This window comes from Aequorivita aurantiaca (genome assembly GCF_030410135.1).
Classification (GTDB): domain Bacteria; phylum Bacteroidota; class Bacteroidia; order Flavobacteriales; family Flavobacteriaceae; genus Aequorivita; species Aequorivita aurantiaca.
The window spans coordinates 1-356 of record NZ_JAUGQQ010000048.1 but is presented as its reverse complement, the minus strand read 5'-3'; the positions used below and the strand labels follow the sequence as shown (position 1 = coordinate 356).

The following is a 356-nucleotide window of genomic DNA, read 5'->3' as shown; positions in this document are numbered from 1 at the left end:
TAATTTCCATTGGTAAGTGCAGGAAGTGTATAGCTGTCACACGCTGTAACGTCGGCCGGATCGTCAACTATGGGTGTAGCATTTATCGAAACAACAAAACTGGTCTCGGCCGAACAGTTCGGAACGGTGCCCGTTTCAGCGTAAACATAAATTGTCTGAGTAGTGTTGATAACGTTCCCCGCGAATAATGGTGTGCCTGTTCCTCCGCTGCCGGTGAAGTAGTTTCCGGTGGTAAGTGCAGGAAGCGTATAGCTGTCACAGGCTGTAACGTCGGCCGGATCGTCAACTATGGGTGTAGCATTTATCGTAACAACAAAACTGGTCTCGGCCGAACAGTTCGGAACGGTGCCCGTTTC

1 protein-coding gene is annotated in these 356 nt (G+C 50.0%); it reads right to left on the bottom strand.

Annotated elements, in window-relative coordinates; translation table 11 throughout:
- Nucleotides 1-356, bottom strand: a 356-nt coding sequence (locus QRD02_RS14360) for a hypothetical protein (RefSeq protein ID WP_290255651.1), incomplete at both ends; no start/stop codon positions are given.